Here is a 25,852-nt window from a genome sequence, read left to right on the forward strand (position 1 = left end):
GTTTCCTGCGGGTAATACCTTGGTCTGATCCGCCCGTCGGCGTGCACTGTTTCCACGCCCGGGCCAGGTGCCGGCGCACCGCGCAGGTGCGTGCAATTCAGGGCGAGTGAGCGCTTCCGAAAACAAGGTTGCACCTGGTTGCACCTTTGTGGGCGGCGGTTTAACCTTGCGCCGCTTTGCCACGCTCCACTTTTTTAACAATAGGACGACACATGGCCACCACCACCCTCGGCGTGAAGCTCGACGACGCCACCCGCGAACGTCTGAAGCAGGCCGCCCAGCAGCTCGACCGCACTCCGCACTGGCTGATCAAGCAAGCGATCTTCACGTACCTGGAACAGGTCGAAGGTGGGCTGACTCCCGCGGAGCATTCCGGTCTGGCCGCTGCCGCAGGCGAAGAGTCGGTGGATGCGCTGACCGAGCAGGGTCTGCAGGTTTTCCTCGACTTCGCCGAAAGCATCCTGCCGCAGTCGGTGCTGCGCGCCGCTATCACCGCTGCCTACCGCCGCCCGGAAACCGAGGCGCTGCCGATGCTGCTGGACCTGGCCCGCCTGCCCAAGGCGCAGGCCGACGCCGCCAGCAAGATGGCCCTGGGCATCGCCGAGAAGCTGCGCAATCAGAAAAATGCCGGTGGCCGCCAGGGCCTGGTGCAGGGTCTGCTGCAGGAGTTCTCCCTCTCGTCCCAGGAAGGCGTGGCGCTGATGTGCCTGGCCGAGGCGCTGCTGCGCATCCCGGACAAGGCCACCCGCGATGCACTGATCCGCGACAAGATCAGCAACGGCAACTGGAGCCAGCACCTGGGCCAGAGCCCGTCGATGTTCGTCAACGCCGCCTCCTGGGGCCTGCTGATCACCGGCAAGCTGGTGTCGACTCACACCGAAGCCGGCATGTCCTCGGCGCTCAATCGCATCATCGGCAAATCCGGGGAGCCGCTGATCCGCAAGGGCGTGGACATGGCCATGCGCCTGATGGGCGAGCAGTTCGTCACCGGCGAGACCATCGCCGAGGCGCTGGCCAATGCCGCCACCATGGAATCCAAGGGCTTCCGCTATTCCTACGATATGCTCGGCGAAGCCGCGCTGACCGACGAAGACGCCAAGCGCTACCTGGCCTCCTACGAGCAGGCCATCCATGCCATCGGCAAGGCTTCCCACGGCCGCGGCATTTACGAAGGTCCGGGCATTTCCATCAAGCTCTCGGCGCTGCACCCGCGTTACAGCCGCGCCCAGTACGACCGTGTCATGGACGAGTTGTACCCGACCGTCCTCGGCCTGGTGAAAATGGCCCGTGACTACGATATCGGTATCAATATCGACGCCGAGGAAGCGGACCGCCTGGAAATCTCCCTCGACCTGCTGGAGCGCCTGTGTTTCGAGCCGAGCCTTGCCGGCTGGAACGGAATCGGCTTCGTCATTCAGGCGTATCAGAAGCGCTGCCCATACGTGATCGACTACGTCATCGATCTGGCCAAGCGCAGCCGTCACCGCCTGATGATCCGCCTGGTGAAGGGCGCGTACTGGGACAGCGAGATCAAGCTGGCCCAGGTCAACGGCCTGGAGGGCTACCCGGTCTATACCCGCAAGCCGTACACCGACGTTTCCTACCTGGCTTGCGCCCGCAAGCTGCTGGCCGTGCCGGAAGCCATCTATCCTCAGTTCGCTACCCACAACGCCCATTCGCTGTCGGCCATCTACAACCTCGCCGGGCAGAACTACTACCCCGGCCAGTACGAGTTCCAGTGCCTGCACGGCATGGGCGAGCCGCTCTACGAGCAGGTGGTGGGCAAGGTCGCCGACGGCAAGTTCAACCGTCCGTGCCGCATCTACGCGCCGGTGGGCAGCCACGAAACGCTGCTGGCTTACCTGGTGCGCCGCCTGCTGGAAAACGGCGCCAACACCTCCTTCGTCAACCGCATCGCCGACCATAGCATTTCGCTCAACGACCTCGTGCTGGACCCGGTGCTGCAGGTCGAGCAGATGGCCGCGCAGGAAGGCACGCTGGGCTTGCCGCACCCGCGCATCCCGCTGCCACGCGATCTCTATGGCGACGCCCGGCTGAACTCCGCCGGCATCGATCTGGCCAACGAACATCGCCTGGGTTCGCTGTCCTCGGCGTTACTGTCGAGCACCAACCAGGTCTACGTTGCCGCGCCGATCCTGGGGTTGGCGGACGCTGCTCCCGGCGAGGCCGCACCGGTACGCAACCCGGCCGACCTGCGCGACGTGGTGGGTCACGTGCATGAAGCCAGCGAAGCCGACGTGAACAATGCCATCCTCGGCGCGCTGTCCAGCGCTCAGATCTGGCAATCCACCCAGCCGGCCGAGCGCGGTGCCATCCTGCAGCGCGCCGCCGACCTGATGGAAGCGGAAATCCAGCAACTGATGGGCCTGCTGGTGCGCGAGTCGGGCAAGACTTTCGCTAATGCCATCGCCGAAGTGCGCGAGGCGGTGGACTTCCTGCGTTACTACGGCGCCCAGGCCAGCACTCACTTCGCCAATGACAGCCACCGCCCGTTGGGCCCGGTGGTGTGCATCAGCCCGTGGAACTTCCCGCTGGCGATCTTCAGCGGCCAGGTCGCCGCCGCCCTGGCCGCCGGCAATACCGTGCTGGCCAAGCCGGCCGAGCAGACTCCGCTGATCGCCGCGCAAGCGGTGCGCATCCTGCTCGAAGCCGGCGTGCCAGCCGGTGCTGTGCAACTGCTGCCGGGCCGTGGCGAGACCGTCGGTGCGCGTCTGGTCGGCGACGAGCGTGTGCGTGGCGTGATGTTCACCGGCTCCACCGAAGTGGCCGGCATCCTCCAGCGCAACATCGCTGGCCGTCTGGACGCTCAGGGCCGCACTATCCCGCTGATCGCCGAGACCGGCGGCCTCAACGCGATGATCGTCGACTCCTCGGCGCTGGCCGAGCAGGTGGTGGTGGACGTGGTCAATTCCGCCTTCGACAGCGCCGGCCAGCGCTGCTCGGCCCTGCGCGTCCTGTGCGTGCAGGCCGACGTGGCCGAGCGCGTGATCGCCATGCTCAAGGGCGCGATGGCCGAATACCGCGTCGGCTCGCCCGAGCGCCTGCATACCGACATCGGCCCGGTGATCGATGACGAGGCCAAGGCCAACATCGACAAGCACATCCAGACCATGCGCGACAAAGGTCGCAAGGTATTCCAGAGCGCCCGCGTGGACGCCGAGGAGATCAAGCGCGGAACCTTCGTGGTGCCGACCCTGATCGAGCTGGACAGCTTCAGCGAACTCAAGCGCGAAATCTTCGGCCCGGTGTTGCACGTCGTGCGTTACGAGCGTGCCGAGCTGGACCAGTTGCTGGCGCAGATCAACGCCTCCGGCTACGGCCTGACCCTCGGTGTGCACACCCGGATCGACGAAACCATCGCCCAGGTGGTGGAGAGCGCCCATGTCGGCAACCTCTACGTCAACCGCAACGTAGTCGGAGCGGTGGTCGGCGTGCAGCCGTTCGGCGGCGAGGGCCTGTCCGGCACCGGGCCGAAGGCTGGCGGCCCGCTTTACCTGTACCGCCTGCTTTCGACCCGTCCGCAGGACGCGGTGGCCAGGCAACTACAGGGCGACGGCGCGCAATCGGTGGGCCGTCCGAGCGAGGTGAGCAAGGCCGTGGAAGCGCTGACCCAGTGGGCCAGCCAGAACGAGCCGGCGCTGGCCGCGCTGATCGCAGGTTATGCCGAGCTGTCGCAGAGCTACACCGTGCAGGTGCTGACCGGCCCGACCGGTGAGCGCAATACCTACAGCCTGCTGCCGCGCGAACATGTGCTGTGTCTGGCCGAAGAGCGCGCCGACCTGCTGGCGCAACTGGCTGCCGTGCTGGTAGTGGGTAGCCGCGCGCTGGTACCGCAGGCGCAGAGCGAGCTGGTCACCAGCCTGCCGAAGGAAGTCCAGAAGCGCATCGACCTGATCGCCGATTGGGCTGCCACCGACAGCGCCTTCGACGCAGTACTGCACCACGGCGACTCCGATCAATTGCGCGCTGTCTGCGAGCAGGCGTCCAGGCGCAAGGGTGCCATCGTCGGTGTCACCGGGCTCAACCGCGGGGAAACCGACATCCCGCTGGAGCGCCTGCTGATCGAGCGCGCCCTGAGCGTCAACACCGCTGCCGCCGGCGGCAACGCCAGCCTGATGACCATCGGTTGACGTTCATGCCGGGAGTGGCCGCAAGGCGCTCCCGGCAAGCTTTCCGGCCGCCCCTGCGGCCTCCGCGGCACCAGCCCCCGGGCGGAGCTACCCGCTCCCGGCGCCGCGTTTCCCCGCGCAGTCGCGCACTCCGTACCGGGCCATGCGCCCGGCACAACGGCGGAACTACCCGTTCCGCCGACTTCCTTTGAAAACCAGTGCATGCCGGAGTCGAAGCCAGCCTGCGGGCCTGCAAGGCAGGTGTGCTGGCGGGTCGGACTTGTGCCTGTCTTTGCCTGGGCGGGGATTTCGTCCTCGGTCAATGCTGCGGCAGAACCAGTCGCGGACGAGCCCCGCTCCTGCAAAGGCCGGAGTTGAAGCTCTGTCGGGGATGAGGGTGCGAAGCGACGCCCATCACCCGCCGCGCCATGCTCGATAGGCCCCGCTCAACGCCGCCCTGTGAGCCCGCGAAGTGAGGTCAGACGTGGCGGACTACCGAGCGGCGCAACGATGCCGATGCTGTCGCCACGAACAGCCCAGCCGCCAGCGACAATGCCACCGGTACGCCTTGCGGACCGAGATCCATCAGGCTGCCGCTGAGCAGTGGACCGAGCAGGCTGCCAACTCCCCAGAGCATGCCGGCGGCGGCGTTGGCTGTGACCAGGTCGCGGCCACGGAAGCGTTGGCCGATCAGCACCAGCGCCAGGGTGTACACACCGCCCGCCACCGCACCGAGCAGCATCAACGCCGGCCACAGCAGCGTCGGCTGGCCGATCAGCCAGGGCAGGGCGAGGCCGATCAGCGTGGCCGCCACGCCGCATCCCAGATGCAGGCAGGGACGGTCGATACGGTCGGAAAGCCAGCCCAGCGGCAGTTGGCAGATCATGTCGCCCAGCAGGATCACCGTGGCCATGAAGGCGGCGATGCCCACTGCGTAACCGTGGCTGGAGGCGTATACCGGGAAGAGCGACAGCACCACGCTGTCGAAGAAGGAGAAGAACAGCACGCCCATGCACAACGCCGGCGCCACCCGCAGGAATCCGGCCAGGGAGAAGCTGCGAGGTTCTTCGACATGCTCGTGGATGCCTTCTTCGGGCATCGCCAGCGCCACGATGGCCAGGGCAATGAGGTGCCCGCCGCTGACCAGCGCGACAACCCACGGCGTCTGGGCTCCGAGTATTGCCACAAGGGTCGGGCCGAGCAGTTGGAAGGCAGTGAAGCTGGTGGCGTATAGCGCGACAATGGTGCCGCGATTGTTCTCGCCGCACAGTTGGTTGACCCAGGCTTCTCCGAGGATGATCGCCACGCCCATGCCAACGCCCAGCGCCAGCCGCGCGAGGGCCAACTGCCACAGGGAGCCGACGGTGAACTCTATGGCGACGGTGCTCGCCGTGCACAGCACGAAGCACAGCAGGTACAGGTGGCGCCGGCTGAATCGCTGGCAGAGGCGGTCGACCAGAGTGGCGGCGAGGATCATGCCTGCTGCCGGTACTGCCGAGAGGATACCGATCTGCAGCGCACTGGCGCCGTTCTCCAGCAGCCGCAGGGCCACCAGCGGCAGTGTGGCGCCCAGACTCAGGCCGACGATGGAAACAGCGAACAGCAGCACTGCCAGCAGCGGCTTGTTCATGGGGGACGACGTATTCATGGAAAACTTCTCCAACCCCGGCACGCTTGCGCGGGGCCAACTCATGCGAACGAGCCCGCCGGCGAATGCCGGTGAGCGGATGCGGAGTGCGGGATTACCGGCGCGAGCGACCGGTGCCCGGCTCAGTGGCCGGTGGGCGGGGAGAAGGTGAAGGCGAACAGCACGCTGCGGCGACGGCGCAGCACAGAGTCGATCTTGCATACGCGCGGTGGTTCTCGCAGCAGGGCGAGGGACGGATCGGCGCAGCGGTGAGTCGAGAACATGGTACGGGTACAGCGGGGTGATTGAAGAGCGCGCACTCTAGTGAGTGCGCGCGAAGCCGTCAATCTCGTCGGGTCGAGCGGTTGTATGCAGACCGATGTGGGGTGCCTGCCTTGGCCGGGGCGCAGCGATACCCATAGGGCGGCAGGCGCCTGTTTGGATGGGTATCGCAGGTTCGACCCGCCCTGCGGCGAGCTTCAGTCTGCGTTCAACGCCTTTGCAGGAGAGGGCTCCCCCCGCGATCAGCGGCCATAGGCCGGTGCTCCCGCTGCAGCCTCCTGTGGCCGGCTCAGCACGTCGCGGCCGGGCAGGAAGCGGCCGAACACGCGCTCCTTGCCCAACGCATCGGCGAAGCCGCCGTCGCGTCGATAGGCCACGCGGCCATTGATCAGGGTGGCGTCCACCGCATCGTCGTTGCGCTTCACCAGGCGGGTCAGGCCGATGACTTCCATTGGTGCTTCGCTGACTTCGTCCAGCTCGTCGGTCAGCCCGGCGGGGTTGACCACCACCACGTCGGCGCGGTCGCCAACGCGGATGTAGCCGGCGTCCAGCCCGGCGAAGTCCGCCAGCTCACCGGTCAGTCGATGCACAGCGCGGCCCGTGTCCATGAATGCTTCGCCTTCGAGCTCCGCGTCGCGCACGTACTTGAGCATGCGCAGCGGGAAGTTGTACTGCGCATGGGAGGCGATGTGCGCGCCTGAGTCGGCGAAGCCCGGTTGCGTCCAGGGGCTGGCCAGCAGTTTGCGCATGATCTGCGGGCGATGGTTGCCGTAGCAGGTGGTCCACTTCAGCGCGTTGCGGTATTGGCCGGCCAGTTCGAAGAAGGCATCCACCGCATCGAGTCCGCGCTCGCGGCCGATGTCTTCGAAGTTGCGGCCGACCAGGGCGGCGTCCGGGCATTCGCGCACCCAGCAGTCGGACAGGTTGCGGTGCCACAGGCCGATGCTCAGGGTTGCCTTGATGTCCTTTTTGAAGCGCTGGCGGAAGAGCGGGTCCTGGATGCGCGCGTAGAGCTCGTCCGGGTCCTTGATGTCGCGCAGGATCTCGCCGGCACCGAACTCCTCGAAGCCGTTCATGTTCAGTCCTTCGATGCGCACGTTGAACGGCGCCGGCAGCGTCTGCCAACGGTAGCGGCCCCGCAGCACGCGGTTGGCCAGCCAGCCCGAGGCACGGGTGACGCGGTGCATGAAGGGCTGGGACTTCAGGTCCAGCGCGGTGAGCATCGAGCACTTCAATGGCCGGCGGAACCAGCCGTGGGCCTGGTACAGGAAGGCAAACACGTTGATCTTGGTGACCGCATTGGGTGCGCCCTGCAACAGTGCGTTGCGGCGCCGCAATACGGCGAACAGGCGTGAGAATTCCTTCCAGTTGGCGAAGGTCGAAGGCAGCGGGCTGGACCAGGCGCGGTCGCCGTCCATCTTGTCCAGCCGCGTGGTCATCACCGAAAGCCCGAAGCAGCCGGCGTCCAGCGCCTGCTCCAGCAATTCCTCCATGCGCGCCAGTTCCGCTTCGGTGGGCTTGGCGCCACTCACTGCGCGCTCAAGGCCCATCACCGCCACGCGCAGTTCCGAATGGCCGAGGAACGAGCACAGGTTCGGACCCAGCGGCTGTTGTTCGTAGAAGGCGCGATAGCCCCGGGCGTCGTTCCAGGTGCGGCGGTCGCGCAGGATCGGCAGTACCTGCTCGCGCGGTACGGCCTCGACGCGGGTGAACAGGTCAGAGCAGTCTTCCGCCGCGCCCAGCACCATGCTGATCGAGCAGGAGCCCAGTGCCACCGTGGTCACGCCGTGGCGCACCGATTCCTTCAGCGCTGGCGCGGCGATGACCTCTGCGTCGTAGTGCGAGTGGATTTCCAGGAAGCCGGGCGTCACCCACTTGCCGGCGGCGTCGATCACTTCCGGGCAGCCGTGTTCATCCAGAGCGCTGATGCTCAGGGTGTCGATACGGCCATCCTTGATGCCGACATGGCGCAGGCTGCCGGGGGCATCGCTGCCGTCGAAGTACAGGCCGTTCTTGATGATGATGTCGTAGCTCACAGGAGACTCCAGGGCGACAGCAGCAGGGTGCCGCTGACCAGCAGCAGGCAGTGGATGGCGAGACGGAAATGGCGTTCCTCGAAGCGGTGGTGCAGGCGCTCGCCCAGCCATACGCCGAGCAGCAACAGTGGCGCATAGGCCAGTATTTGCGGCAATGCGGGGCGCAGGCGGCCGTCGATGAGGAAGGCCAGGGTCAACAGGCCGTTCAGGGTGAACCAGACGCACACCAGCGTGGCGCGCAGCCGCGCCTTGTCCAGCGGGCGGGTAGCCAGGGCGTAGACCAGCAGCGGCCCGCCGGAGGCGAACAGGCCGTGGCAGATGCCGGCCGCAGCAGTGGCCAGGCGCACCACCCAGTTCGGCGTATGGCCGGGCGCCGGCGCATTGGCGCGCAGTCGCCACAGCTCGCGGGCGGCGAACCAGAGGATCAGCACGCCGAGCCCGCGCTTGAGCGGCAGCGGGTCCAGGTGCGGCAGCAGCAGGTAGCCGATGCCCATGCCGATCAGCATGCCCGGCAGAACGGTGCGCAGCAGCAGCACTCCGTCGATCAGGCGCCAGTGGCGACCGACCAGGTAGCCGGTCATGGCGATGTTCAGCGGCACCAGGATTGGCAGCAGCACATCGATCGGCATCAGCAGCGCGCCGAGGGACAGCGCGACTACTACGCTACCGAAGCCGGTCACCGCTTCCAGCGTGTAGGCCAGCAGGATGAAGCCGCCCAGGGCAACGGCCGGGGCGTTCACCGGCCACTCCCTTCGGCGACGACGAGTGCCGCGCCGCGCGGTTCGCGGCGCGCCCACCATTGCGCCAGCAGCAGGCCGGAGAACAGTTGCCAGCAGCCCCAGAACGCGGCGATCAGCAGCATGCCGCCGGCCTGCGGGAAGAACGTCAGGATCAGCGCCATGCCCAGCGCGGAGTTGTGAATGCCGCTTTCCAGCGTTACCGCGCGCACGTCGGCATCCTGCAGGCGCCACAGGCGCGCACAGGTGTAACCCAGCAGCAGCGCGGTGCCGTTGAGCAGCACCACCAGCCAGAAGAACAGATGGAACCAGGCGATGAACTGCTGGAAGTTCTTGGCGAAGGCCATGCCGACGAAGCCCAGCATGACCAGCAGCGACAGCTTGCGCAGCGGTTTCTCCAGGCGTTGCGCGAGCCGTGGCCGGGCGCGGCCCAGGAGCATGCCGGCCAGCATTGGCAGGATCAGCACCAGCACGACCATGCCGATCAGTTCCAGCGGTTCGATGTGTATCTGCGTGAGGCGCTCGCGGGTCGCCGGGTTGAGCCCGGCGTAGAGCGCGAAGTTGAGCGGCGTGAAGATGCCCGCGCTCAGGCCGGAGACGGCGGTGACGCTGGCTGACACCGCGACGTTGCCGCGCGCCATCCAGGTCATGATGTTGGAGAAGGTGCCGCTGGGGCAGGTAGCCACCAGGATCATGCCCAGCGCCAGCTCCGGGTCTATCGGCAGTACGATGGTCAGCAGGCAGGTCAAGGCCGGCAGCAGCAGGAACTGTATCAGCATGCCGATCGCCGGTGCCTTGGGCTGCCGCAGGATGCGGATGAAGTCGTCGCGGCGCAGCTCCAGTGACACGCCGAACATCATCAGCGCGATGATCGCATTGAGCGCGAGCATCGAGCCGCTGGAAAACTCGAGGCTGACGTTAGGCATCGCCGGCCTCCTGGCGAACGGGAGCGAGGGGTTCCGGCGCATTTGCAGAACGATATCCGCCGATCACCCGGCAGCCGGTGCCGATGGGGCGCGCGGGCACCTGCGATCCTGCGAATGACTTTTCTGCGCGGTTCCCGGCGAGGACGGGAGCGGGTGACGCATTGGCCGACGCTCGGGGCGCGGCTCGATAGTTATCGTGCATGCAAGGCAACTCTTGTTTGTCTTTATCGTTGTAATTGGCAAGCATAAGGAACCGTCGCCATCCGGTAACGGCTCAATCGAGACTTTACGCGGTTAATTCGGGACCATGCCCCACACGCCTTCGATCACCGTTCATTATGCCCAGGGCATTCTCCAGGCCGCTCAGCGCCTGGGCCTGCCGGTACCCGCCGAGTTGCCGCCGCAGACGCGGATTCCGTTGGCCCGGCAGGATGCGTTCTGGGATGGCATTTGCGTTGCCTCCGCCGATCCGCTGGTGGGGCTGCGCCTGGGCAGTGCGTTGCAGGTCGGCCACCTGGACATGGTTGGCGCGCTGCTGATGAGCTGCGAGCATTTCGGCGAGGCGCTTGAGGCGTTGCTGGAGTACTACCCGATCATCGCCGAAGGCAGCGAGTTCGAGCTGGAGCGCGATGCCACCCGGGTCTGCCTGGTCTATCGGCCAAGCTATGGCGTGCGGCGAGAGGAGCGCGTCGAAGCTGCGCTGGCCAGCCTGGCGCACCTCACTGGCTGGATTACCGGCGGACAGGTCAGGCCGTTGCGCCTGAGCTTCGGCCACGGAGCGCGTGGCGAGCGGGCGTGTTATGAAAACGTGCTGGGTTGTCCGGTGAGCTTCGAAACCGCCGAGAACGCCCTATGCTTCGCCGAGAGCGCCTGCGAGGTGCCGCTGATCCAGGCCAATGCCCTGATGCGTGAGCATCTGCGTGCGCTGGCCGATGCCCAGTTGGAGCGCCTGGGGGCGCAAAGCCTGGCGGTCCGCGTGCAGCAACTGTTGCGTCAGCACCCGCGTTGGGGCAAGGAGCGGGTGGCCGAACAACTGGAACTCAGCGGTCGTCACCTCAACCGCAAGCTGGCCGATGAAGGCACCAGCTTCAAGCTGTTGCGCGACCAGGCACTGCACGCGATGGCCGAGCAACTGCTGCGCGAGTCGCTGCGTCTGGCCGAAGTGGCCGAGCGCCTGGGCTTCTCCGACGAGAGCGCTTTCGCCAAGGCGTTCCGCCGCTGGAGCGGGATGACGCCGGGGCAGTTCCGCCAGGCTTCCGGCGGAACGCCATAGAAGCCGGTCAGCTCGCGTTCGGCAGCTTCGCGCCCTTGGGCCACAGCAGCCACAGTTGGCCTTCCTGCTTCATGTGCCCGGCCAGTTCGCCGGCAGCATCGCCAGTACCCCAGAACAGGTCCGCGCGCACTTCGCCGACGATGGCGCCACCGGTGTCCTGTGCTGCCACCGGGCGAACCACCGGCGTGCCGTCCGGGCGCGTGGTGGATAGCCACATCAGGCTGCCCAGCGGGATCACCTTGCGGTCGATGGCCACGCTGTAGCCGGCGGTCAGCGGCACGTTCAGCGAGCCTCGCGGACCTTCGTTGCTGTCCGGGCGCTGGCTGAAGAACACGTAGCTGGGGTTGCTCGCCAGCAACTCGTCGACCCGCTGCGGATGGGCGTTCGCCCAGTCGCGGATGCGCGCCATGCTCACTTCTTCCTTGCTCAGCTCACCCTGTTCCACCAGCCAGCGGCCGACCGGCTTGTACGGGCGGCCGTTCTGGTCGGCGTAGCCCACGCGTAGTTGGCGGCCGGAGTCGAGCTGCACGCGGCCCGAGCCCTGGATCTGCAGGAACTGCAGGTCCATCGGATCTTTCAGCCAGGCCAGCACCGGCGCGTTGACACCGTCGCGGCGGATGCCGGCGGCGTCGGCATAGGGCTTCAGGGTGTTGCCTTCGAGCTTGCCGCGCAGGCGCTTGCCCTTGAGTTCGGGGTAGACGCTGTCGAGCGCCACCACCACCAGGTCCGACGGCACGCCGTAGACCGGAACGCCATGCTGCGCGTTGCGCTCCAGGCTGCCGCGGTAGATTGGTTCGTAGTAGCCGGTGATCAGGCCGGTGTCGCTGCCGGAGCCCGAGCGCAGGCGATAGGGTTGCAGGTGGGTCTGCATGAAGCTGCGGATCGATGCGGCGGAAGCGGGGACGCCCAGCGCTTCGCGGCAGGTATCGGCCCAGACCGGGTCGTTCTTCAGCCGCACGGCGCAGGCAGAGCGCCAGGCGTTGAAGCCGTGGAGCACATCGCTGTCGGCGGTGCCGGGCAGGTCCGACCAGTCGGCTTCGGCGTAGGTCGGTGCCCGGACTTCCTCCGGCTTCTTGCCGAACAGGCCGCAGCCGGAGAGCAGGGTGGCGATGCACAGCGAGGCGAAAAGGGGGCGGGTCCAGTGGCGGGGGGCGACAGTCACGGGCAAATCCTGGCAAGCGTACGAAACGCGTAAGAGTGAGGAGAGACAAGGTCTGCGTCAAACGATTACATGCCTTGCAACGAATCGGGAGGCGACGCGGCACCGAGCGTACCGGCAGGGCGGCGGGAAAATTGCCGTCCTGCCGCCGGGTTCGCCGCCGGACCGTTAGAATGGTGGCTCATGCAATAGTTCGAGGCGGCAGGCGTGGATGCAAGGCAGGGGTTCGTGCTGACCCGGCACTGGCGGGATACCGAGGCCGGTACCGAGGTTGGCTTTTGGCTGGCGACCGATGACGGTCCCCGGCACGTCCTGCTGCCGCCGCAACCCTCGGTGGCATTCATTCCCCAGGAGCAGCGCCAGCGTGCCGAAGCCCTGCTGGCCGGCGAACGCGATGTGGAATTGCGCCCGCTCGGCCTGCGCGACTTCCAGCAACGCCCGGTGCTTGGCCTCTACTGTCGCCAGCATCGCCAACTGATCAACCTCGACAAGCGCCTGCGCGACGCCGGAGTGGAAGTCTTCGAGGCCGACATCCGCCCGCCCGAGCGCTATCTGATGGAGCGCTTCATCACCGCTCCGGTGGCCTTCACCGGCACTCCGTCCGCCAGCGCGAGCCTGATCAGCACCCAGCTACGCCCGGCACCGGACTATCGGCCGAAACTGAAACTGGCGTCGCTTGACATCGAAACCAACATTCGCGGCGACCTGTACTCCATTGCCCTGGAAGGCTGCGGCCAACGCCAGGTTTACATGCTCGGTCCGGCAAACGGAGTGGATGGCGAGCGCGATTTCGAACTGGAGTACTGTGACAGCCGCGCCGAGCTGCTGGAGCGCCTCAACCAGTGGCTGGCCACCCACGATCCCGACGCGATCATCGGCTGGAACCTGGTGCAGTTCGACCTGCGCGTGCTGCAGGACCACGCCAGGCGCCTGGACGTGCCACTGCGCCTCGGACGCGGCGGCGACGAAATGGGTTGGCGTCAGCATGCGACTTCCAATCACTACTTCGCCGCGGCGGCAGGGCGGCTGATCATCGACGGCATCGAAGCGCTGCGCTCGGCGTTCTGGAGCTTCCCGTCGTTCAGCCTGGAGAGCGTGTCGCAGCACCTGCTGGGCGAGGGTAAGTCCATCGACAACCCCTACGACCGCATGGCCGAGATCGACCGCCGCTTCGCCGAGGACAAACCGGCGCTGGCGAAATACAACCTAAAGGACTGCGAGCTGGTTACGCGGATCTTCGAGAAGACCCGGATTCTCGACTTCCTGCTCGAACGCGCCAGCGTCACCGGCCTGCCAGCGGACCGCAGCGGCGGCTCGGTGGCGGCCTTCACTCATCTCTACCTGCCACCCATGCACCGCCTGGGTTACGTTGCGCCCAACCTCGGCGGCAAGGCACCGGAAGCCAGCCCCGGTGGCTTCGTCATGGATTCGCGGCCGGGGCTGTACGAGTCGGTGCTGGTGCTCGACTACAAGAGCCTGTACCCATCGATCATCCGCACCTTCCTGATCGATCCGGTGGGGCTGGTCGAGGGCCTGAGCGATCCGTCCGACGAGGCGTCGGTCGGCGGTTTTCGCGGCGCACGCTTCTCCCGCAGCAAGCATTGCCTGCCGGCCATCGTCGAACGCGTCTGGCAGGGCCGCGACGCAGCCAAGCGTGATGGCAACGCGCCGTTGTCCCAGGCGCTGAAGATCATCATGAACGCCTTCTACGGCGTACTTGGCTCCAGTGGCTGCCGCTTCTTCGACCCGCGCCTGGCGTCATCCATCACCATGCGCGGACACGAGATCATGCGCCGCACCCGTGAGCTGATCGAAGCCCAGGGCCAGACGGTGATCTACGGCGACACCGATTCCACCTTCGTCTGGCTCGGCCGCGCCCACGGCGAAGAGGAAGCGGCGGAGATCGGCCGCGCACTGGTGCGCCACGTCAACCAGTGGTGGTGCGAGCACCTGCGCGAGGAGTACGGCCTGGAAAGTGCGCTGGAGCTGCAGTTCGAACGGCACTTCCGGCGCTTCCTGATGCCCACCGTGCGCGGCGCGGAGGAGGGCAGCAAGAAGCGCTACGCCGGCCTGGTGCGAGGCGCCGACGGCAGCGACGAGATGGTCTTCAAGGGCCTGGAGACGGTGCGCACCGACTGGTCGCCGCTGGCCCAGCAGTTCCAGCAGGAGCTTTACCTGCGCATCTTCCAGCGCCAGCCGTATCGCGATTTCGTCCGCGACTACGTGAACCGCACCCTGGCGGGTGAGCAGGACGAACTGCTGATCTTCCGCAAGCGCCTGCGCCGCCGGCTCGGCGACTACGAACGCAACGTCCCGCCCCATGTGCGCGCGGCGCGCATCGCCGACGAGTACAACGAGCGCCAGGGGCGGCCACGGCAGTACCAGAATGGCGGCTGGATCAGCTACGTGATGACCGTGGCCGGCCCCGAACCGCTGGAAACGCGGCGTTCGCCCATTGACTACGACCATTACGTGAGCCGCCAATTGCAGCCGGTGGCCGATGCCATCCTGCCGTTCGTGGGGGATGACTTCTCGGCCTTGATCGATCGGCAGATGGGGTTGTTCTGAGGCCTATTGGTGGGTTATCCGCCGGCGGATAACCTGTTCTGCTTCATGCGCCCTACGGCCCGACCAGGCCTGCTGAATGCAGGATGGGTGGAGCGCAGCGATACCCATCGAGTGCCATGTGCCGGTGTTGATGGGTATCGCAGGCTCCACCCATCCTACGGCTGTGGCTGGCTCTGACTCTGGCGCTTGGGGGCTTTCGTCGGGCCGGTGCGAGCCCGATACGCGGGAGCACCGCCTTGGCAGGTTTGTAGGATGGGTGGAGCGCAGCGATACCCATCGAGTGGTGTGTGCCGGTGCCGACGGGTATCGCAGGCTCCACCCCATTCTACCGCTGGCCTCAATGCTGGCAGGCGGTGCTCTGGCTTTCCGTGGTTCGACAGGGCGGGCAACACCCTTTCACGCTGCCGCAGCCCGTCACGCCATTGGCGGCAATCGTCGCTTCACCGGGGTCTTCTTGACGATGGCGGTGTTGGTTTCGGCGAAGCCGTTGAGGTGGTCGAGCAGTTCGTCCAGTTGTTCCATCGAGCGCACGCAAAGGCGGGCGATGAAGCAGTCGTCGCCGGTGACCTTGTCGCACTCGGTGAATTCAGGGAGAGCGAGGATCTGCCTTTCCACTTCTTGCAAACGCCCCGGCAACGGGCGCACGCGGACTATGGCCTGCAACTGGTAGCCGAAGGCGCGTGGGTCGACGTTCACCGTGTAGCCCGTGATCACGCCGCGCTCTTCCAGCTTGCGCAGGCGCTCTGCGACGCTGGGGGCGCTGAGGCCGCTGACCTGGGCCAGGGCCTTGAGGGACAGGCGAGAGTCGCCCATCAGCGCGGTTATCAGCAACTGGTCGATTTCGTCGGTCATGCTGGCCTCGAAAGGTGAAGAGGGGAAATTACCTTGATAGTAAAGGCCAGGGGTAGCTTTTGCCTCTGTTGAGCGATGGATTGCGCCGAGCCTGCCATTCATACTGGCCGCCACTGTATGGAGGTGGGCCATGAACGAGCGGATCAAACGCGGAACCCTGGAGATGATCAGCGCGATGCTGATTTGCGGAACCATCGGCTGGCTGGTGGTGATTTCCGGGCAACCGGTGCTGGACGTGGTGTTCTGGCGCTGCCTGTTCGGCGCCGCGACGCTGTTGCTGGTCTGTGGCGTGATGGGTTTCCTGCGCCGGGGCATCCTCTCCCGCGCCACCTTCGGCCTGGCGTTGCTCAGTGGCGTGGCCATCGTCGGCAATTGGCTGCTGCTGTTCGGTTCGTACTCGCGAGCGTCCATCGCCATCGGCACGGCGGTTTACAACGTGCAGCCATTCCTGCTGGTGCTGCTGGGCGCGCTGTTCCTCGGCGAGCGGGTGACGGCGCGCAAGCTGGGCTGGCTGGGGGTGTCCTTCCTCGGCATGCTGGCCATCGTCAGCGCCCACGGGGCGGACGGGCAGGTTGGCAGCGACTACCTGGGCGGCATTGCCCTGGCGCTGGGCGCGGCGGCTCTCTATGCGGTCGCGGCGCTGATCATCAAGCGCCTGGATGGCGTACCGCCGCACCTGATCGCGCTGATTCAGGCGGTGACTGGCGTGCTGTTGCTGGCACCCTGGGCGAACCTGTCGCCGTTGCCGCAGGCCGCCAGTGCCTGGGCGAGCCTGGCCACGTTGGGCATCGTGCACACGGGGCTGATGTATGTGCTGCTCTACGGTGCAATCCAGAAACTGCCGACGGCGCTGACCGGCGCGCTGTCGTTCATCTATCCGATCGCGGCGATCCTGGTCGATTGGGTGGTCTTCGACCATCGCCTGAGCCTGCTGCAGTGGCTGGGCGTGGCGGCCATCCTGCTGGCTGCCGCCGGCATGCAGCGTGGCTGGAGCCTGGACCTGCGGCGACTGGCCTGGCGCTGAGTTTCCTGCTTCGCTGACAATGCCGGGGAACCTGCGCCGTGGGGCGCGGGTCCTTCAGGCGGACTCGAAGCAAGGACCGGACTATGAACGCGGCTGCCCTGACGGCAGATTCCATCGGCCTGGACAGGCCGCTATCCCGATTGAAACTCTCCCGCCTGCTGGGCCTGGCCGCGCTGCTGGCGCTGGCTGGTTGCGGCAGCCGCGCGCCGAGCGTGCCGGAGGCGACGCCCGAGCAGGTGCGCGCCACGGTAGTGAAGCTGATGCCTTCGAGCGTCGCGGATCGTGCCGGCTGGGCTCGCGATATCCAGGTTGCTTTCACCACGCAGCGCATCGCGGCGACCACCGAGAATCTCTGTTCGGTGCTGGCGGTCACGGAGCAGGAGTCCACCTACACTGCCGACCCGGCCGTGCCGGGGCTGGGCAGGATAGCCCGCGGCGAAATCGACCGGCGCGCCGGCAAGCTGCATGTGCCCGCCTTCCTGATCGATGCCGCGCTGGGGCTGAAGTCGCCGGATGGCCGTACCTATAGCCAGCGTCTGAACTCTGTGCGCACAGAGAAGGAGCTGAGTGCGATCTTCGATGACTTCATCGGTGGGGTACCGCTCGGCCAGCAGTTGTTCGGCCGCTTCAACCCGGTGCATACCGGCGGGCCGATGCAGGTCAGCATCGCTTTCGCCGAGGCCCATGCCGAAGGTTATCCGTACACGGTGGACGGCAGCATCCGTCGCGAGCTGTTCAGCCGGCGCGGCGGGATGTATTTCGGCATCGCGCACCTGCTCGGCTATCCGGCGGACTACCCGCAGCCGCTGTACCGCTTCGCCGATTTCAACGCCGGCTGGTACGCCAGCCGCAACGCGGCGTTCCAGCGTGCGGTGAGCGAGGCCAGCGGGATTACCCTGGCGCTGGATGGCGACCTGATTCTCTACGGCAGCTACGACGCCGGTAGCACCGAGAAGGCGGTACGCAGCCTGGCGCCGCGCCTGGGTATGAGTGAGCGGGATATCCGCCGCGCGCTGGAGAAGGGCGATACGCCTGAGTTCGCCGAGACGAAGCTGTACGCCAAGGTGTTCGAGCTGGGCGAGCGCGCCGCCGGCAAACCACTGCCTCGGGCGATCCTGCCGGGCATCACGCTGCACAGCCCGAAGATTACCCGCCAACTGACCACGGCATGGTTCGCCCAGCGCGTGGACGAACGTTATCGCCGCTGCCTGGCGCGCGCGCCGAAGTAACCCAGGGGTCGGCTCAGTCGCCTTCGGCCGCCTGGCAGATGCCATTGGCGCCCTTGGCGCCGGTGTAGCTCACCGACGGGGTGCCGTCTTCGGCTATGCTGATGGAGACGGTCACGCCGGATTCCTTGTCCTTGGCTTCGAAGTAGTTGTCGTTGCTCTTCTTCAGCTTGGCTTCCTTGCCGTTGATGTAGACGGGGCCCCCTTCATCAGCGTGGACCTGGATATCGTTCGGGCAGTCGTAGTTGAGCATCGGCAGGGCGGCGAAGGCGGATGGGGCGAGGATCAGCAGCGAAGCGGCGAGCAGTTGCGGTTTCATGGCATGTCCCTGGAGTGATTGGGCGGCAACGCCACGCCTTGTTCCGGCGTGGCCGCATGAGCACTGCAAGCTTAGCCCAGCCGCCGCATCTATAGCGGCAGCGGGCGCAGTCGCGAGGGATGCGTGGATTCCGGCGCGGTGCCGAGCAGCACCAGGCGGGTGAGAGTGGTGGCGATGGCCTCGAATTCATCGGTGTCCGGCTGGAGCTTGCCGGTGATCATCGCGATCTGCCAGTCGAAGTCGACGTAGGTGCGGGTGGCGGCGGCGATGGCCAGCAGCAGGTGCTGCGGATCGATCGGCGCCAGCAGCCCGCGCTCGATCCAGACGGCGATGCACTCGACGCTGCGCGTGGAATCATCGCGCAGGCGCTGCGGCCAATCCGGCGGCAGGTGTGGCGCGCCGTGGAGCATCTCGCTGGCGAACATTTTGTAGGCTTGAGGCCACTGGCGGACGATGTGCAGGCGGGCGCGGATGTAGGCCGGCAGGGCCCAGGCCGGGTCGTCGCATTCGCGCAGCAGCGAGGAGGCTTCCAGCACCGCGTTGATAACATTCTCCAGCAGGTGGAGGTAGAGGTTTTCCTTGGTCTGGAAGTAGTAATAGACGTTGGACTTCGACACCTGGGCGCGGATGGCGATATCCAGGGTCCTGGCTGCGGCGAAGCCCTTGTCGGCGAACTCTTCGCAGGCGGCCAGGAGGATGCGCTGGCGGTTGCGCTCCCGGATGCCCGGTACGGAACGGCGAGAGCGCTTGCTGGCAGCAAGGCGCGAATCGGTTGGTGATGTGCTCATGGATCGGACAGGCCGGAGACGGGAGATTCAAAATATACATATCTATATAGCGGTAGGGTCGTTTTTTTCATAGGATGCCGGTCATCGACGTAAAATGGCCGTGCCAGAGAGGCTGCGGGTTGAATTGGGGAGGGACGGATGCTGTTCGTGGTCATGCTGGGCGGGCGCCATAGTGGCGCGAAGATCGAAGTTCACGACGTGGCCTTCGTTATCGCGGACAGCCTGGAGGCGTGCTATCCGCAATTGCGCCAGGGCTGGTTCGGCAGCCAGAAGGGTCTGCACATCGACTCCTGGCTGGAGGTGGATGGAGTCGATGGCTATCGCGTGACCTTCAGCGACCTGCAGCCGGCGCCCGGCGAGCCGCGCCTGTTCTTCATCAACCTGGGTGGCTACGAGCCGGGGCAGTTCGGCGAGGCGCACCAGTATCTGCTGGTGGTTGCCCGCGATGCGGCACATGCCAGGGAACTGGGTAAGCGGCGTATGTCGGCCGACTGGAACAAGCCGCATACCGATGCGCTGCTTGATGTGGACGATTGCATTGCGCTCGACCAGGTCGGCGGCCGCTATGTGTACCTGCAGGCCGGCGAGCATCGTCCTCTGCGGCAACGCAGCGACTACATCGTGCTGGGCTGAGGCTTCGCTTCATCGTTCCGACACGGCACTGTCACAAAGCCTGTCGTATAAGGGGCCGAGCCCGTATCCCGCGCCGAGGTAGTGATGACCGAGAAACGCCGAGTCCTGTTCGTCTGCGTTGCCAACGATGCACGCTCGCCGATGGCGGAAGCCTTGCTGCGGCATAGCGATGGTGAGCATTTCGAAGCCTTCAGCGCCGGAGTCCGGCCCACGGCAATCGATCCGCGCGCGCGGGAAGCTCTGGAGCATGCGGGCATTTCCAGCGAGGGCCTGCGCAGCAAGTCCATCGACGAGTTCGCCGGGCAGCACTTCGATTACCTGATCGACCTGTGCGACAAATCCGGCCACGAAGGCGATGAGCTACCGAGCTCCAGCGAGGTGATCGTATGGAATTTCGCCGACCCGGCCAGCAGTGAGCAGCACGATCCATTCCGTCATGTGCTGCAGGAATTGAGCGACCGCCTGAAACTGTTCGAGATGGTGAAGAACCGCGTCTGAGCTCTCGCGCCGGCCAAAGCAAAAAGCCCGCTGCTGCGGGCTTTCTGTTTGATGGGCGCTGGTCCTTCAGCTCCGGCGAATTCTCCGGGTAGCGGATGACAGTGGTGTGACGGCTGCGTGAAACTCCAATGGCAAGACGCCATCGGCAGTATCACTGATCTTCATGAGTACTATCGATCCCGACGAGTGGTCAGGCGGGAAGGGCATCGCTAGAGTCACGCTCAAAGTCATGTCCGCGCGCCACTGTCGTCGGCGCCACGGACCCGAACCGGAGAGCTTATGAAGTCCCTGTCCGAAATCGCCTTTTCCATGCTCGACCTGGTGCCGGTGCGCGACCACGGCAGCGCTGCCGAGGCGTTGAGCAACGCCGTCGATGTCGCGCGCCACGTGGAGCGGTTGGGCTTTACCCGCTACTGGCTGGCCGAGCACCACAACATGGATGGCATCGCCAGCTCGGCTACCGCCGTGCTGATCGGCCACATCGCCGGCAAGACCGAGCGCATTCGCGTGGGTTCCGGCGGCGTGATGCTGCCCAACCATCCGCCACTGGTGGTGGCGGAGAACTTCGGCACCCTGGAGACTCTCTATCCGGGCCGTATCGACCTTGGCCTTGGCCGTGCGCCGGGCGCCGACCAGGCCACGATGCGTGCCCTGCGCCGCGACCGCCTGGGTGATGGCGCCGACTTCCCCGAGCAGGTTGCCGAACTGGAAATGCTGCTCGGCCCGCGCCGCTCGCAGCAGTCCTTGCTGGCGATTCCCGGCGAGGGCACCAATGTGCCGATCTGGTTGCTCGGTTCCAGTCTGTTCAGCGCCCACCTGGCGGCGCAGAAGGGTTTGCCGTATGCCTTCGCTTCGCACTTCGCGCCGCGTTACCTGCATGATGCGCTGCGCATCTATCGCGAAAACTTCCAGCCCTCGTCGGTGCTCGACAAACCCTACGCCATGATCGGCGTGCCGCTGATTGCGGCACCCAGCGACGAGGAAGCCGAATACCTGGCGACCACTGCGTTCCAGCGCGTGCTGGCGCTGATTCGCGGCGACAGCCTGAAGCAGAAGCCGCCAGTGAAGAGCATGGCCGGCCTGTGGCTGCCCCATGAGCAGGAAGCCGTGGGCAATTTCTTCGGCCTGGCGGTTATCGGCGGGCCGGAGAAGGTGCGCAGCCGCCTGGAAATTCTGCTGGAGCAGACCGGGGTGGACGAGATCATCTTCACCAGCGATATCTATGACCACGAACTGCGCCTGCGCTCGCTGGAGATCGTGGCGGGGCTGCGCTGAGGGCGACTTCGCCGCCGGGGCGATAGCCATCGTCCCGGCGGTATTGCGGCGAGGCGATAGTCGATCCCCAGGGGACTCTATGCGTGCCTGGGGTGATGTCGCCCCACGTCACTCTCCGGAGCTACCGACGAGCAGTGCGCGCGGGCGTATTGAGCATCCTGCGAGGCGGCTGCTCGCCGCGCGGCGACAGCGCTGAGGGCGGGACGTCATGCCTGCCCGTCTTCCTTCTTCTTCAGCAGCTCGGCCAGGCCAGCCAGGCCCTTGTGGGTCACCTTCGGCCCCGTTCTACCCGTGTCGTTGCTGTTCTGATAGTGCAGGTCCACCTGCCGCTGGTGCTCGTTGTCGTGGCAATACAGGCACAGCAGCTCCCAGTTGGAGCCATCTTCGGGGTTGTTGTCGTGGTTGTGGTCGCGATGGTGGACGGTCAGTTCGCGCAGGCGTACGCCGCTGAATTCGCGGCCACAGCGGCCGCAGATCCACGGGTACATCTTCAGGGCTTTTTCGCGATAGCTGCTTTCGCGGCGGCGCTGGGCCTCGGCGAGGACGGCGTCGACTTTACTGGTGGGCTGGTTCATGGCTCGTGACAGAGGTTCGGAATCGGACCTCCAGCATAAGTCCGCCCCCGCGTGCTGACTACGGCCTGGGCGTGTCCGGGCGCGACCAGATCCACAGATTGCCAACGGCCATGCCCAGGATCACCGCATATAGCCATAGGCCGTGGGGCAGCGTGATCAACATGATCGCCAGCGCCGCGAGCATCGCCAGGCTGGCGCTGATCTTGGCGCGGCGGGCGACGGCGCGGCCGTTGCGCCAGTTGTGCAGGATCGGGCCGAACAGTCGATGGTTTTCCAGCCAGGCGGCCAGGCGCGGCGAACTCTTCGACGCGGCCCAGGCGGCGAGCAGAACGAACTCGGTGGTCGGCAACCCCGGCACCACCAGTCCCACCATACCCACGCCAAGGCTGGCATACGCGAGCAACGCGAACGCCAGGCGTGCCAGCCGCGAGCGGGCAGGGCCAAGGGGGGTGGCGCGCGCAGCGATGGCAGGTGCGCGCTCGATCGTCTCAGACGGCGGCGGGAGCACTGTCATAACTGTGTTGCAGCAGGTGGGCGAAGCGTTCGAAAGCCGCCAAGGCACCGGCTTCGGCTTCGCGTTCCTCGGCTTCGCTCAGTTCCAGGCCGTCGAGTGTACGGGTGAAGCGCTTCCAGCCTTCGGCGCGGCCGCCCTCGGGCTCGCCCAGGTGGCGGGCGCCGGTGTACTCGTCCAGGCCCAGGGCGGCGACGCGCTTGATCAGGAAGGCGGCGCCGAGCTTGGAACCTTCGGAAACGAACAGCCAGCCCAGGGCGTGGGCCAGGCTCGGGTTGGCGATGGCGCCCGCGACCGGGGCGGGCACGTCGGTGTCGAGGTCGGCCAGGTCCAGGCGCGCCTGTTCGGCGCGGCAGCGCTGCGGCAGGTCGGGGAAGATCCGGCCCAGCTCGGCGTCCTGGTACAGGGCCTGCAGTTCGGACTGGAACAGGTACTGGGCAGCGACGAAGCGGGCGAAACGCTCGCGGCTGGAGAAGGGCTCGCGGGCCTTCACGGCATGATCGAGACGCTCGTGGGGGGCGTGGGTCAGCGCATTCAGGCGCTGCGAGCGCAGGGCGGGGAGTTCCAGGGTGGTCATGTCCAATTCCTTGAAATTGCAGATCTTTACAGACGAGACGAACGAGCTTGAGGAAAGCGTAAAGATTGTCGGGTGTTCGATGGGGAATGCCGGAGCGAAGCGGGTTCGCGAGCACGGGATTCACCATGAGCCCCGCGTCCTCTCGGCTCTGCAGGGCGCATAACGTATCGGCGTCATCCGCCCTGCGGTTAGCCGCGGCACTTGCGCATCAGATATCCCACACCAGGTTGACCGAGAAGTTGCGGCCCGGCTGGGTCAGGCGGTCGAGGTTGGCGGGTGCCAGCACCGAGGCTTCGCCGACGCTGTCGTAGCCGCGCACGTCGTCCCACAGCCAGTATTTCTTGTCGGTGAGGTTGTAGATGCCGGCGTTGACGGTCAGGTCGTCGGTCAGCTTGTAGTAGCCGGTCAGGTCGAGAATGCCGAAGCCCGGGGTCTTGAACTGGCTGCTGGTGCCGTCGGGGGCGTTGAAGCTGGTGTCGTCGACGCGGTCCTTGCGCTTGACCAGCGTCCAGTCGAGCAGGGCGCCATAGCGGCCGGCCTGTTCGTCGTAGCCCAGGCCGAATACGCCGGTCAGCGGGTTGACGCTGTTGAGCGGCTCGCCGGTGTCCTTGTTGCGGCCATAGGCGTAGGCCACCGAACCCTTGGTGTACAGGCCCTGCGGCGCGCCGAAGGCGCCAAGTTCCAGGCGGCCCTTCACTTCCACACCCTTGATGATGGCTTTCTCGATGTTGTTGCTCTGGAAGGTCGGCTCGTCGTAACCGGCGACGATGGCGTCTTCGTTAATGAAGTCGCGGTACTTGTTGTAGAACACCGAGACATCGAACGAGCCCTGTTCGAAGGTGCCGCGCAGGCCGGTCTCGATGCCCTGGCTGCGTTCCGGGTCGAGGTCCGGGTTGGGTTCGACGCGGTAGCCGGCGCCCGGGTTGTCGAAACGGCCATACAGCGCCTTTGCGGTCGGGGTGCGGAAGCCCTGAGCGTACTGGCCGTACCACAGGTAGTTGTCGTTGAAGGCGTAGGTCACGCCGAGCTTGGGCGAGAGCTGGTGCCAGGATTTGTCCTCGCTGCTGATTTCGCCTTCGCCGCTCTGGTCCACGGTGTTGAGGAATTCTTCAGTGACATGGGGCTTGAGGCGGGTGTGGTCATAGCGCAGGCCGGGCAGGAAGGTCCAGGCGTTCCAGCGGATTTCGTCCTGGGCGAACAGGCCGTAGGTATCGATGGTCGGGTCGGGGAAATCACTGCTGCGTGCGAGGCTGTCGCTGGCCACTGTGCTGGGGCCGCCGATGGTGGGGCAGGTCCGGCTGATCGCCAGGCAGGTGGCGCCGCCTTCGCGGTAGCCAGTGACCTTCTGGCGTTTCAGGGTGGTGCCGTAGGTCAGCAGGTGGTCGGTCTCGCCGATGGCGAAGGCCTTGTCCAACTGCAGGTCGAACATCCACTGGCGTTCCTTGTACAGGGTGTCGCGGGTGCGCAGCACCTTGCGTGTCATCGGGTAGTAGAACTCGTCGGTGCTCTGGTCGGTCTTGGCGATCTGGTAGTTGAAGGTCCACCTGGCGTGGTCGGCAATCGTGCTGTCGAGCAGTAACTGGTGTTCCAGGCCGAAGCGTTCGCGGGTGATGGTGTCGTTGCCGGTACGCCACTGGTACATGCCGCCTGGCAGCATGCTGTCCGGGATGGTTGGCTTGCCGCCGAAGTACGGACCGCCGTAGGCGCTCTTCTGGTCGCTGTCGCGGTCGTCCTTGTACTTCTCGTAGACCAGCCCGAAGCGTTCGCCTTCGGCGTAGTTCCAGCCGAGCTTGGCCAGGACGTTGGTGGTGCGCACGTCCTGCGGGTTGGCTTCGGTGCGCGACAGACCGGTGCCGCCGGTGCTGCCGTAGGACTCGGTCTCGTGGCCGTTGCGCTGGCTCAGGTGCAGCAGGCCGTCGAAGGCGTCGAGGCGGCCGGCGACAGTGGCGGAGGTCAGCCAGCTATCGTCGGCGGAGCTGTAGCCGGTCTTCAGGCGCGCACCGACGTCACGGCCTTCCTTGATGATGTCGTCCGGGTCGAGGGTGAAGTAGCTCACCGCGCCGCCGATGGCGTTGCTGCCATAGAGCGCCGATGCCGGGCCGCGCAGGACTTCCACGCGCTTGATGATTTCCGGGTCGACGTAGTTGCGCTCGGTTTGCGCGTAGGGACCGTTGAAGAAGCTGTTGGGAATCTCGACACCATCGATCTGCGTCAGCACACGGTCGCCGTCGATGCCGCGGATGTTGTAGCCGGTGATGCCGGCACGGTTGCCGGTGCCGCCGACGGAGACGCCGGGCATGTCGCGCACCAGTTCCTTGATGGTGTTGACGTTCTGGCGGTCCAGTTGTGCGCGGTCGACCACATTCACTGTGCTCGGTACAAGGGTCACGCTCTGCGCCTGGCGTGTCGCGGTGATGGTGACCGGCTGCATCTCGGCGACCTGGGACAGGTTGCGTTCCAGTACGACGTTGCGCGGGCCGAGCTGGCGCACGCTCAGGCCGGTGCCGCCGAGCAGGGTCTTGAGCGCCCGTTCTGCCGGCAGGCGACCGCTGACGCCGGGCGACTCGATGCCATCGGCCAGTTCGCCGGCAACGCCGACCTGCCAGCCGGTGACTGCGCTGAAGTCGTTCAACGCCCTGGCCAGCGGCTGGCGCGGGATGTCGAAGTGGTAGCCGGCCTGGGTCTGGCTGGCCTGCTCGGCGAGGGCGGAGGTTGCCGGCAGGCTGGCCAGCCCGATGGACAAGGCCAGCAGGGAGATGCGGGCGGGGTGGCGCAGAGGGGCACGCGAAGAAGCGGTGGTCATCGTGGGGCTCTCTTAGTCAGTTTTAGTTCGCAT

General features: G+C 66.1%; 21 protein-coding genes. 8 read left to right on the forward strand and 13 right to left on the reverse strand.

Annotated features, from left to right (window positions below; genetic code table 11):
• Positions 1-212: 212 nt before the first annotated feature.
• Positions 213-4,151 carry a trifunctional transcriptional regulator/proline dehydrogenase/L-glutamate gamma-semialdehyde dehydrogenase gene (gene putA, locus OU419_RS12390; RefSeq protein WP_254472885.1) on the forward strand — a complete coding sequence of 1,313 codons (3,939 nt, stop codon included), beginning with the start codon at positions 213-215 and terminating at the stop codon, positions 4,149-4,151.
• Between the two features lie 457 nt (positions 4,152-4,608).
• Here putA and OU419_RS12395 read toward each other — a convergent pair whose 3' ends face one another.
• From OU419_RS12395 to OU419_RS12415, 5 genes are all read right to left on the reverse strand, one after another.
• Complete coding sequence (locus OU419_RS12395) at positions 4,609-5,760, reverse strand: MFS transporter (RefSeq protein WP_254473494.1); 1,152 nt, start codon at positions 5,758-5,760, stop codon at positions 4,609-4,611.
• A gap of 140 nt (positions 5,761-5,900) precedes the next feature.
• Positions 5,901-6,041, reverse strand: coding sequence for a hypothetical protein (locus tag OU419_RS12400; RefSeq protein ID WP_254472883.1), 141 nt, complete (start codon positions 6,039-6,041; stop codon positions 5,901-5,903).
• A 240-nt stretch (positions 6,042-6,281) separates the two neighbouring features.
• Positions 6,282-8,075 carry an N-acyl-D-amino-acid deacylase family protein gene (locus OU419_RS12405; protein ID WP_254472881.1) on the reverse strand — a complete coding sequence of 598 codons (1,794 nt, stop codon included), beginning with the start codon at positions 8,073-8,075 and terminating at the stop codon, positions 6,282-6,284.
• Positions 8,072-8,815 (reverse strand): sulfite exporter TauE/SafE family protein, encoded by a 744-nt coding sequence (locus OU419_RS12410; RefSeq protein ID WP_254472879.1) that lies wholly within the window; start codon positions 8,813-8,815, stop codon positions 8,072-8,074. Before OU419_RS12410 ends, OU419_RS12405 begins: the two co-directional genes overlap by 4 nt.
• Entirely contained in the window at positions 8,812-9,738 is a 927-nt protein-coding gene (locus OU419_RS12415) for a bile acid:sodium symporter family protein (protein WP_254472877.1), read from the reverse strand. Before OU419_RS12415 ends, OU419_RS12410 begins: the two co-directional genes overlap by 4 nt.
• Positions 9,739-10,045: 307 nt before the next feature.
• On the opposite strand from OU419_RS12415, the gene OU419_RS12420 reads away from it, so the two are divergent.
• A complete protein-coding gene (locus tag OU419_RS12420) occupies positions 10,046-11,011 on the forward strand; it encodes an AraC family transcriptional regulator (protein ID WP_254472875.1) in 966 nt (321 codons plus the stop codon).
• A gap of 7 nt (positions 11,012-11,018) precedes the next feature.
• Here OU419_RS12420 and mltA read toward each other — a convergent pair whose 3' ends face one another.
• Positions 11,019-12,173 carry a murein transglycosylase A gene (mltA, locus tag OU419_RS12425; RefSeq protein ID WP_254472873.1) on the reverse strand — a complete coding sequence of 385 codons (1,155 nt, stop codon included), beginning with the start codon at positions 12,171-12,173 and terminating at the stop codon, positions 11,019-11,021.
• Between the two features lie 204 nt (positions 12,174-12,377).
• Between mltA and OU419_RS12430 the strand changes: the two genes are divergently transcribed.
• Positions 12,378-14,738, forward strand: a complete 2,361-nt coding sequence (locus OU419_RS12430) for a DNA polymerase II (protein ID WP_254472871.1) — start codon at positions 12,378-12,380, stop codon at positions 14,736-14,738.
• A gap of 414 nt (positions 14,739-15,152) precedes the next feature.
• Here the strand turns inward: OU419_RS12430 and OU419_RS12435 are convergent, their stop codons facing one another.
• The gene (locus OU419_RS12435; protein ID WP_254472869.1) at positions 15,153-15,590 is read right to left on the reverse strand and encodes an Lrp/AsnC family transcriptional regulator; all 438 of its coding nucleotides are present in this window, start codon (positions 15,588-15,590) and stop codon (positions 15,153-15,155) included.
• A 130-nt stretch (positions 15,591-15,720) separates the two neighbouring features.
• On the opposite strand from OU419_RS12435, the gene OU419_RS12440 reads away from it, so the two are divergent.
• Entirely contained in the window at positions 15,721-16,614 is an 894-nt protein-coding gene (locus tag OU419_RS12440) for a DMT family transporter (protein ID WP_254472867.1), read from the forward strand.
• Between the two features lie 83 nt (positions 16,615-16,697).
• Complete coding sequence (locus OU419_RS12445) at positions 16,698-17,843, forward strand: DUF1615 domain-containing protein (protein ID WP_408004939.1); 1,146 nt, start codon at positions 16,698-16,700, stop codon at positions 17,841-17,843.
• 13 nt (positions 17,844-17,856) lie between these two features.
• Here the strand turns inward: OU419_RS12445 and OU419_RS12450 are convergent, their stop codons facing one another.
• Together OU419_RS12450 and OU419_RS12455 are read right to left on the reverse strand one after the other, a co-directional pair.
• Positions 17,857-18,159, reverse strand: coding sequence for a hypothetical protein (locus OU419_RS12450; protein ID WP_254472865.1), 303 nt, complete (start codon positions 18,157-18,159; stop codon positions 17,857-17,859).
• 89 nt (positions 18,160-18,248) lie between these two features.
• Entirely contained in the window at positions 18,249-18,947 is a 699-nt protein-coding gene (locus tag OU419_RS12455) for a TetR/AcrR family transcriptional regulator (RefSeq protein ID WP_254472863.1), read from the reverse strand.
• Between the two features lie 138 nt (positions 18,948-19,085).
• On the opposite strand from OU419_RS12455, the gene OU419_RS12460 reads away from it, so the two are divergent.
• The 3 genes from OU419_RS12460 to OU419_RS12470 all read left to right on the forward strand — a co-directional run bounded on the left by OU419_RS12460 (position 19,086) and on the right by OU419_RS12470 (position 21,353).
• The gene (locus tag OU419_RS12460) at positions 19,086-19,580 is read left to right on the forward strand and encodes a DUF1543 domain-containing protein (protein ID WP_254472861.1); all 495 of its coding nucleotides are present in this window, start codon (positions 19,086-19,088) and stop codon (positions 19,578-19,580) included.
• 84 nt (positions 19,581-19,664) lie between these two features.
• On the forward strand, positions 19,665-20,078 hold the full coding sequence (locus tag OU419_RS12465; RefSeq protein WP_254472859.1) for an arsenate reductase ArsC: 414 nt from the start codon (positions 19,665-19,667) through the stop codon (positions 20,076-20,078).
• A gap of 279 nt (positions 20,079-20,357) precedes the next feature.
• On the forward strand, positions 20,358-21,353 hold the full coding sequence (locus OU419_RS12470) for an LLM class flavin-dependent oxidoreductase (protein WP_254472857.1): 996 nt from the start codon (positions 20,358-20,360) through the stop codon (positions 21,351-21,353).
• A 206-nt stretch (positions 21,354-21,559) separates the two neighbouring features.
• Here the strand turns inward: OU419_RS12470 and OU419_RS12475 are convergent, their stop codons facing one another.
• The 4 genes from OU419_RS12475 to OU419_RS12490 all read right to left on the reverse strand — a co-directional run bounded on the left by OU419_RS12475 (position 21,560) and on the right by OU419_RS12490 (position 25,819).
• On the reverse strand, positions 21,560-21,928 hold the full coding sequence (locus tag OU419_RS12475) for a YajD family HNH nuclease (RefSeq protein ID WP_254472855.1): 369 nt from the start codon (positions 21,926-21,928) through the stop codon (positions 21,560-21,562).
• A gap of 58 nt (positions 21,929-21,986) precedes the next feature.
• Positions 21,987-22,442 (reverse strand): YbaN family protein, encoded by a 456-nt coding sequence (locus OU419_RS12480; RefSeq protein ID WP_302329007.1) that lies wholly within the window; start codon positions 22,440-22,442, stop codon positions 21,987-21,989.
• Entirely contained in the window at positions 22,417-23,016 is a 600-nt protein-coding gene (locus OU419_RS12485) for a biliverdin-producing heme oxygenase (RefSeq protein WP_254472853.1), read from the reverse strand. Before OU419_RS12485 ends, OU419_RS12480 begins: the two co-directional genes overlap by 26 nt.
• A gap of 208 nt (positions 23,017-23,224) precedes the next feature.
• Entirely contained in the window at positions 23,225-25,819 is a 2,595-nt protein-coding gene (locus tag OU419_RS12490) for a TonB-dependent receptor (protein ID WP_254472851.1), read from the reverse strand.
• Between the last annotated feature and the right edge of the window lie 33 nt (positions 25,820-25,852).

It is taken from the genome of Pseudomonas triclosanedens (assembly GCF_026686735.1).
In the GTDB taxonomy this organism is placed as follows: domain Bacteria; phylum Pseudomonadota; class Gammaproteobacteria; order Pseudomonadales; family Pseudomonadaceae; genus Pseudomonas; species Pseudomonas triclosanedens.

What these genes read in the sequence shown, in the direction of transcription:
- putA (WP_254472885.1), top strand. Translation starts at nt 213, where the DNA reads ATGGCCACCACCACCCTCGGCGTGAAGCTCGACGACGCCACCCGCGAA.
- OU419_RS12395 (WP_254473494.1), bottom strand. Translation starts at nt 5,760, where the DNA reads ATGAACAAGCCGCTGCTGGCAGTGCTGCTGTTCGCTGTTTCCATCGTC.
- OU419_RS12400 (WP_254472883.1), bottom strand. Translation starts at nt 6,041, where the DNA reads ATGTTCTCGACTCACCGCTGCGCCGATCCGTCCCTCGCCCTGCTGCGA.
- OU419_RS12415 (WP_254472877.1), bottom strand. Translation starts at nt 9,738, where the DNA reads ATGCCTAACGTCAGCCTCGAGTTTTCCAGCGGCTCGATGCTCGCGCTC.
- OU419_RS12420 (WP_254472875.1), top strand. Translation starts at nt 10,046, where the DNA reads ATGCCCCACACGCCTTCGATCACCGTTCATTATGCCCAGGGCATTCTC.
- OU419_RS12435 (WP_254472869.1), bottom strand. Translation starts at nt 15,590, where the DNA reads ATGACCGACGAAATCGACCAGTTGCTGATAACCGCGCTGATGGGCGAC.
- OU419_RS12440 (WP_254472867.1), top strand. Translation starts at nt 15,721, where the DNA reads ATGAACGAGCGGATCAAACGCGGAACCCTGGAGATGATCAGCGCGATG.
- OU419_RS12445 (WP_408004939.1), top strand. Translation starts at nt 16,698, where the DNA reads ATGAACGCGGCTGCCCTGACGGCAGATTCCATCGGCCTGGACAGGCCG.
- OU419_RS12450 (WP_254472865.1), bottom strand. Translation starts at nt 18,159, where the DNA reads ATGAAACCGCAACTGCTCGCCGCTTCGCTGCTGATCCTCGCCCCATCC.
- OU419_RS12455 (WP_254472863.1), bottom strand. Translation starts at nt 18,947, where the DNA reads ATGAGCACATCACCAACCGATTCGCGCCTTGCTGCCAGCAAGCGCTCT.
- OU419_RS12460 (WP_254472861.1), top strand. Translation starts at nt 19,086, where the DNA reads ATGCTGTTCGTGGTCATGCTGGGCGGGCGCCATAGTGGCGCGAAGATC.
- OU419_RS12465 (WP_254472859.1), top strand. Translation starts at nt 19,665, where the DNA reads ATGACCGAGAAACGCCGAGTCCTGTTCGTCTGCGTTGCCAACGATGCA.
- OU419_RS12470 (WP_254472857.1), top strand. Translation starts at nt 20,358, where the DNA reads ATGAAGTCCCTGTCCGAAATCGCCTTTTCCATGCTCGACCTGGTGCCG.
- OU419_RS12475 (WP_254472855.1), bottom strand. Translation starts at nt 21,928, where the DNA reads ATGAACCAGCCCACCAGTAAAGTCGACGCCGTCCTCGCCGAGGCCCAG.
- OU419_RS12480 (WP_302329007.1), bottom strand. Translation starts at nt 22,442, where the DNA reads ATGACAGTGCTCCCGCCGCCGTCTGAGACGATCGAGCGCGCACCTGCC.
- OU419_RS12485 (WP_254472853.1), bottom strand. Translation starts at nt 23,016, where the DNA reads ATGACCACCCTGGAACTCCCCGCCCTGCGCTCGCAGCGCCTGAATGCG.
- OU419_RS12490 (WP_254472851.1), bottom strand. Translation starts at nt 25,819, where the DNA reads ATGACCACCGCTTCTTCGCGTGCCCCTCTGCGCCACCCCGCCCGCATC.